This window comes from Stieleria sp. (assembly GCF_041595215.1).
In the GTDB taxonomy this organism is placed as follows: Bacteria; Planctomycetota; Planctomycetia; order Pirellulales; family Pirellulaceae; genus Stieleria; species Stieleria magnilauensis.
In genome coordinates this window covers 1-6,782 of record NZ_JBFHKV010000404.1, presented here as the reverse complement: position 1 = coordinate 6,782, position 6,782 = coordinate 1, and the positions used below count along the sequence as shown (strand labels likewise).

Sequence of the window (6,782 nt, the reverse complement as noted above, 5' to 3'; positions counted from 1 at the left end):
CAAGTTTCAAGTTTCAAGTTTCAAGTTTCAAGTTTCAAGTTTCAAGTTTCAAGTTTCAAGTTTCAAGTTTTGAGTTTCAAGTTTTGAGTTTTGAGTTTTGAGTTTTGAGTTTTGCTGACTCTCACGTTTTCGATGTATCGCATTTCGCCGGATAGGCGACGTCCTTCAGGCCCGGAGGGCCGGCAGAGTGGATGCCGGTGGCAGATACCGATGCCTGGCAGGAGGGTCGAGTGAGGGGAGGGCTTTCCGCCGTCGATGATCCACCGCTGCCTCCCATTTTGCACCGCCAAAATCCCATCCCCCTGCTGCAGGCAAACTCAGTTCGTTTCCAGTTCTTGCAAGCCGTTGCCGTGAACGAGAACTTTGGTGCAATCCCCTTCCTGCCGCACCGCTTCGCCGGCCAGCCCAGAGAACAGGTTGCCGGAAATCACCACGGCCGTGCAGTCCTCCAACAGAATGCCCGCCGCTTCGTTCGGGTTTGGTTCCGTCTTGCTGGGCACGGGATCGCGTTTCCTGAGCGGCTTGCCGTTCTCGTCGTTGCCGACCCAGGTGTCGCTGAAATTGTTGGCGCTGATCGTGATGCTGCCCGATTCCTTGCGAACCGCCACGCCCACTTGTTTGACGATGGTGAAAGTGTTGGCCGAGATCGCGCATCCGTGTGCGTCGCGCAAATCGATTCCGCCGGTGAACTCGTGCGCGATCACGTTAGCGGACAGGGTGATCCCGTAACAATCTCGGTCCAGCACGATCGCCCAACCCTGGCACTCATCGATCATGTTGCTGGCGACGACGGAACCGTAGGTGTTTTCAATCACGACTCCATCCCCGAGATGGTCGTCCAGGTTGTTGCCGCTCATCGTCAAGTTGAATGAATCGATGCAACGCAAACCGTCTTGGTTCTCTTCGAATTGATTGGCCGAGACGATGATGTCGTGGCAACCTTCGATCGATACACCGCAACGCTTGTTGTACGTGAACAGACAATCGCTGACGCGAGGATCCTCGTAACAGAAGTGCAACCGCAATCCGTCGCCGCCGTGATAACTGCTGCTGACACCCTGCACCAAAATCTCTTCGATGTAACGGGCCTCGATTCCGGCACCGCTGTGTTCGTTTCCGGTCACCCGAAAATTGGCCAAGTTGACCCGCCACAGGCGATCTGCAGAAGGGACTTTTTTCCCGACCCAATCCGGATGTTCGATCAAGATCGCCGGTTTCCCCTCCGTGTTCTTGTTGACCAGATGGGTCGCCGTCCCGGAACCTTCGATGCGTGTATCTCCGGTTTTGATATGAAGCGGTTCACTGAGTTCATACGTCCCGGGCGGAATTTTCAGCACGCCCCCGGATTGCGGAATCGCGTCGGCGGCCTGCTGCAGCGTCGCAAACGCGGCGGCATCGATGATCGCGTCTCCGCCGCGGGTTTGCTCAATGGCACCCAGCCAGCAGGAAACCAGAACGGATAGAAAGCAGAGGCGTCGATTCATGGCGGCGTGGTTGTCGTGGAAGGAAGATGCGGCGACCGGTGGGCGACTCACCGAACGTGGTCCAGATTGCCCCCGGGCAAGGCATCATGATAACTCCAACGGAGCCCCCGACAAACGTCTACCAACTTCACCACTCGAACCCACCTCACGCGACGAACGCTGCTGCAATCATTGCAAAATCAACGAAGCAACGATGCGACTCTCAAGCTCTGATCTTGTTGGCACCGCTGTCAGGGACGTTCGTCGGGCGGGGCGCCTTCGTCGCACTTCTTGCAGTGGAGTTCATCGCCGATGTGTGATCGTCTGCCGCCTTCGGTCGTGACCCACGTTCGGTGCATCCACGGCGGGTCGTGGCGAACGTGCTGGTTGTGGCCGCAAGCGAGCTGGGCAACCCAATGGCCTTCGTCGTCGAGATGGTAACCGGTGATAGGCCGTTTCATTTGGCTCACTCGTCGAGGGGTTGCGATCGGTGGCTTCCCGCTTGGGCAACACCGGTCAGGGCTGAAATCGCGGATTCGGCGGTTGGGGGAAGCACCTCTCCTGCTCGGTTTTCTTTGTGACGTTTTGCCGCAACGCCGGCTGCAAATCGTGGTCGGTCCCGCAGCACAAGGGAATTTGCCGGAATCCCGCACGTCCGCGGGCAAAGCCCCGGACGCCTTCTAACACGAAATTCGGCTGGACAACAACCTACACCTTGACGTAAACCATTAAACGTATACCTTTTGGTGCAGATTACGAGCTTCACAGCTTCCTGCCCCAATTCCCTGTAGAAATCAACGACATGCTGAGCGAAAAGACCGTCCGAATCGTCAAGGAAATCACGCCTTTGGTCGCCGCCAACGCGGAAACCATCACACGCCGTTTCTACGAGCGGATGTTCGAGGCCAACCCCGAGGTCAAGGCGTTTTTCAACCAGGCTCACCAGCATTCCGGTGGTCAACAAAAGGCCTTGGCCGGTGCGATCTGTGCCTACTTCACTCACATCGACAACCCCGCGGTGCTGATGCCGGCCGTTGAACTGATCGCTCAAAAACATGTGTCACTGGGCATCAAGGCGGAGCACTATCCGATCGTCGGCAGCAACCTGCTCGCCGCCATCAAGGATGTGATGGGTGAGGGTGCGACCGAAGAAATCATCGAAGCGGTGGCCGAAGCCTACGGGTTCCTCGCCGATCTCTTCATCGGACGTGAAGGCGCGATCTACGCAGAACAAGCATCGGCACCGGGCGGTTGGAATGGCACGCGAACGTTTGTCGTTGCCAAAAAGGTTTCCGAAAGTGATGTCGTGACGTCGTTTTACTTGAAACCGGAGGACGAAGGCCCATTGCCGCCATTCAAACCCGGGCAGTACATCACCGTTCACATCGACCATCCCCACACGCCGACCTCGCCGCGAAACTACAGCCTGTCCGATCGAGTCGGCGAGCCGCACTTCCGCATCAGCGTCAAACGCGAAGGGAAATTAGCCGAAGATGCACCCGAAGGTTTGATATCGAGTCACTTGCACGACTCGATCGAAGAGGGGCACCACTTGCAGGTTGGACCACCCTGTGGCGAGTTCACGATCAATCCTGAAAACGCCGATGGCCGACCGGTTGTCTTACTTGCCGGCGGGATCGGAGTGACGCCGCTGCTGTCGATGGCGAAGTCGATCGTGCATGCCAACCCGGACGCACCAATCTATTTCCTGCAAGCGGCACGCAACAGCGGCGTGCATGCGTTCGCCGATGAGATCAGGAATCTCGCAACGCTCAGTTCCAACATGCACGTGAAAGTCTTGTACGACGCGCCGCTCGATGGCGATGTCGAAAACAAGCGGTGTGACGACGTCGGGTTTGTCACCACCGAATTGCTTCGCCGGTGGACTCCGTTTGCGGACGCAGAGTTTTACTTCTGTGGCCCCAAGCCGTTCATGCAGAACATTCATGCCTGCTTGCAAGAACTCGGCGTCGACGAGACTCGCGTGCGTTACGAATTCTTTGGCCCCAAAGAAGAATTACAACAGGCTTAGAACCATGATTGCACCCAAATCCTTCGCCACCTCGGAAAACTCTACACGATGAAACGTTTATGGATGGCCTTCGCGGCCGTGATGATTGTCTCGTTCCTCATCCTCGGTTGGATCGGGACACGCATCTTCCAAGAAATGCCACCGATCCCTGACAAGTTCGTCACGACCGACGGCGTCACGCTGGTCGACAGCGGCGAGATTGGCGAGGGTCAAAATGTTTGGCAGTCGATGGGCGGAATGCAAGTCGGCAGCGTCTGGGGGCACGGCAGCTACGTTGCACCCGACTGGACCGCGGATTGGCTACACCGCGAAGCCGTGTTCATCCTGGACAAATGGGCGGCCGCGGAATTCGGCAAGCCGTTTGACGAAATCAGTGCCGAACATCAAGGCCAATTGACCGGTCGATTGACCGAGCAATTCCATGACAATACGTACGACGAAGCGTCCGGCGTTGTCACAATTTCGCCGATTCGCGCCGCAGCGTTTGCGGCGAACGTCGAGCACTACAAAACGGTCTTCATTGACGGCAACGCCGACTACGCGATCCCCGCTGGTGCGATCTCCAGTGAAGAGCGGCTTCGCAAGCTCTCCGCGTTCTATTTCTGGACCTCTTGGGCGTCGGTGACCACTCGCCCCGGCGACATCGCCAGCTACACGAACAATTGGCCACACGAACCGCTCGTCGGCAACCGCCCCACCGGTGACAACATCGTCTGGACCGGCGTCAGCGTGATCGTACTGCTGGCCGGGATCTCAGCGATGGCATGGTGGTATGCGTCACGCAAAGAGGAAGAGGAGGAAGGCCATCATCACGCCTCCGATCCCTTGGCACTCTGGGAAGCCACTCCTTCGCAAAAGGCCACCATCAAATACTTCTGGGTGGTCGCCGCACTGATCTTGGTCCAAATGACACTCGGCATCGTCACGGCCCACTACGGCGTCGAAGGTGACGGGTTCTATGGTCTACCGCTTGCCGAGTGGTTGCCCTACAGCGTCTCACGGACTTGGCATGTGCAAATCGGTCTGTTCTGGATCGCCACCGCGTGGCTTGCGGCAGGCCTGTTCATCGGGCCGCTGGTCAGTCACCACGAACCCAAGTTCCAGCGACTCGGTGTGAACGTGTTGTTCGGCGCCTTGTTGTTGGTGGTGGTCGGTTCGCTGGCCGGTGAATGGCTGAGTGTTCAAAACCATCTGACCGACACGGTTTCCTTCTACTTCGGCCACCAAGGCTACGAATACGTCGAACTGGGGCGATTCTGGCAGATGTTGTTGATGGTCGGATTGCTGTTGTGGTTGGCGTTGATGATCCGCGTATTGCTACCGGCGCTTCGCAAGAATGGCGTCGGCAATTTGCCCGCGGCTCCAACGGCGGATCCCAAGGCGGATCCATTCGACACCCATTCGTCAACGTCGTCGGTGAACGAATTGACGCAGTCCGAATCGGGCAATCAACGGCACCTCGTCATTCTGTTGGCCGTCGCCACCGCCGCGATTGCGTTGTTCTACGGAGCCGGCCTGACCTGGGGACAGCACTCGCACCTGACGATGGTCGAGTATTGGCGTTGGTGGGTCGTTCACCTGTGGGTCGAAGGGTTCTTTGAAGTCTTCGCCACCACCGTCATCGCATTCGTGTTCATGCGACTGAATTTGGTGAAACCCGGCGTCGCCGCGGCGGCAGCCCTGCTGGCCGCGACGATCTTTCTCTCCGGCGGCATCATCGGAACGCTGCACCACCTGTACTTCTCGGGCACTCCGACGGTCGCTTTGGCGTGGGGGTCGGTGTTCAGTGCGTTGGAAGTTGTGCCGTTGACGCTGATCGGCTTCGATGCAATGGAAGACTTGCGGCGCAGCAAGGCGACACCGTGGGTGCAGCGATACAAGTGGCCGATTTACTTCTTCGTCGCCGTGGCGTTCTGGAACATGGTCGGTGCGGGTTTGTTCGGATTCATGATCAATCCGCCGATCGCCCTCTACTACATGCAAGGATTGAACACGACTCCACTACACGGACATGCCGCACTGTTTGGCGTCTACGGGATGCTCGGCATGGGATTGATGCTGATGTGCTTGCGGGTGCTGATTCCGGCTCGCGAGTGGAAAGACGGGCTGCTGCGAATCGGTTTCTGGGGCATGAACATCGGGCTGTTCGCCATGTGCGTGCTGAGTTTGCTGCCGGTCGGACTGCTGCAAACCAAAGCCTCGGTCGAAACCGGTTACTGGTACGCCCGCAGCAGTGAGTTCATGCAAACCGATTTGATGCAAACCCTGCGCTGGATGCGAGTCCCCGGCGACACGATCTTCTTCATCGGTGCCGTTGCGCTCGTGATCTTCGTCGCCGGACTGAAAACAGGTCACTCGTTTAAGAAGACGGCGGTCGAAACACCGTCACCGTAGAAATTGAAACGTTTTCTCACTTCAACTCTCGCTGGAAGAATCTCATGCAAACCATTGACCTCAAAACCACCGTCGGCGAACTCGTTCGCGAAGCCCCCAGTCGTGCCCGCGTCTTTGAATCGATGAAGATCGACTATTGCTGCGGCGGAAAAATTCCGCTGGCGGACGCTTGTGCGAAGAAGAAGATTGATCCAGCCCGTGTCCTCGATCAACTGCAACAGTGTGATGCCAAACTGAATGACGACAGCAGTGTCGACGCCGACGCGATGAGCCTGACAGAGCTGGCCGATCACATCGAAACCACGCACCACGCGTACTTGAGGGAAGAGTTGCCGCGTTTGGACTTCATGACCGAGAAAGTCGCTCGCGTTCACGGTGATAAGGAGCCACGGCTGCTGAAGACTCGCGAAGCGTTCGTTGCGCTCAAGGCAGAACTCGAACCGCACATGATGAAGGAGGAGAAGATCCTGTTTCCGATGGTGCGTCAATTAGAAGCGTCCACCGAACGTGAGGGGTTTCATGGCGGCAGCGTCGGCAATCCCATCCGCCAAATGGAACACGAGCACGATCAAGCCGGGAACGCGTTGGCAATCCTCAACGAATCGACTGACGGTTACACGCCGCCCGAGTGGGCCTGCAACACGTACCGCGCCATGCTCGATTCGCTGGCGCAGCTTGAACGAGACATGCACCAACACATTCACAAAGAGAACAACGTGCTGTTCCCCAAAGCCATCCATCTCGAACAACGTGCCTAGGAAGCTGTTTTGCTGCATGTCATCGGCCGCAAGAACCACGGCAAGACAATTTCCAGGTAGTGGACGAGGCGACGAGTCCTCTCCCCTTCCGCCTCCACTCAATTAACAGGTAGTGGACGAGGCGACGAGTCCTCT

At 57.4% G+C, this 6,782-nt stretch carries 5 protein-coding genes; 3 read left to right on the top strand and 2 right to left on the bottom strand.

Features of this window, described 5'->3' with window-relative positions; genetic code table 11:
• Positions 1-317 precede the first annotated feature (317 nt).
• Positions 318-1,484, bottom strand: coding sequence for a right-handed parallel beta-helix repeat-containing protein (locus tag ABX749_RS16380; RefSeq protein ID WP_372896916.1), 1,167 nt, complete (start codon positions 1,482-1,484; stop codon positions 318-320).
• A gap of 230 nt (positions 1,485-1,714) precedes the next feature.
• Positions 1,715-1,924 (bottom strand): DUF3565 domain-containing protein, encoded by a 210-nt coding sequence (locus ABX749_RS16375; protein ID WP_372896915.1) that lies wholly within the window; start codon positions 1,922-1,924, stop codon positions 1,715-1,717.
• Positions 1,925-2,265: 341 nt separating this feature from the next.
• Between ABX749_RS16375 and hmpA the strand changes: the two genes are divergently transcribed.
• Genes hmpA through ric form a run of 3 tightly spaced genes read left to right on the top strand, consistent with a single transcriptional unit; the run spans position 2,266 to position 6,647 of the window.
• Positions 2,266-3,495 (top strand): NO-inducible flavohemoprotein, encoded by a 1,230-nt coding sequence (gene hmpA / locus ABX749_RS16370; protein ID WP_372896914.1) that lies wholly within the window; start codon positions 2,266-2,268, stop codon positions 3,493-3,495.
• Between the two features lie 48 nt (positions 3,496-3,543).
• Positions 3,544-5,889: a nitric-oxide reductase large subunit gene (locus tag ABX749_RS16365; protein WP_372896913.1), complete on the top strand. Its 2,346-nt coding sequence runs from the start codon at positions 3,544-3,546 to the stop codon at positions 5,887-5,889.
• A gap of 44 nt (positions 5,890-5,933) precedes the next feature.
• Complete coding sequence (ric, locus tag ABX749_RS16360; protein ID WP_372896912.1) at positions 5,934-6,647, top strand: iron-sulfur cluster repair di-iron protein; 714 nt, start codon at positions 5,934-5,936, stop codon at positions 6,645-6,647.
• The last annotated feature ends 135 nt before the right edge of the window (positions 6,648-6,782 follow it).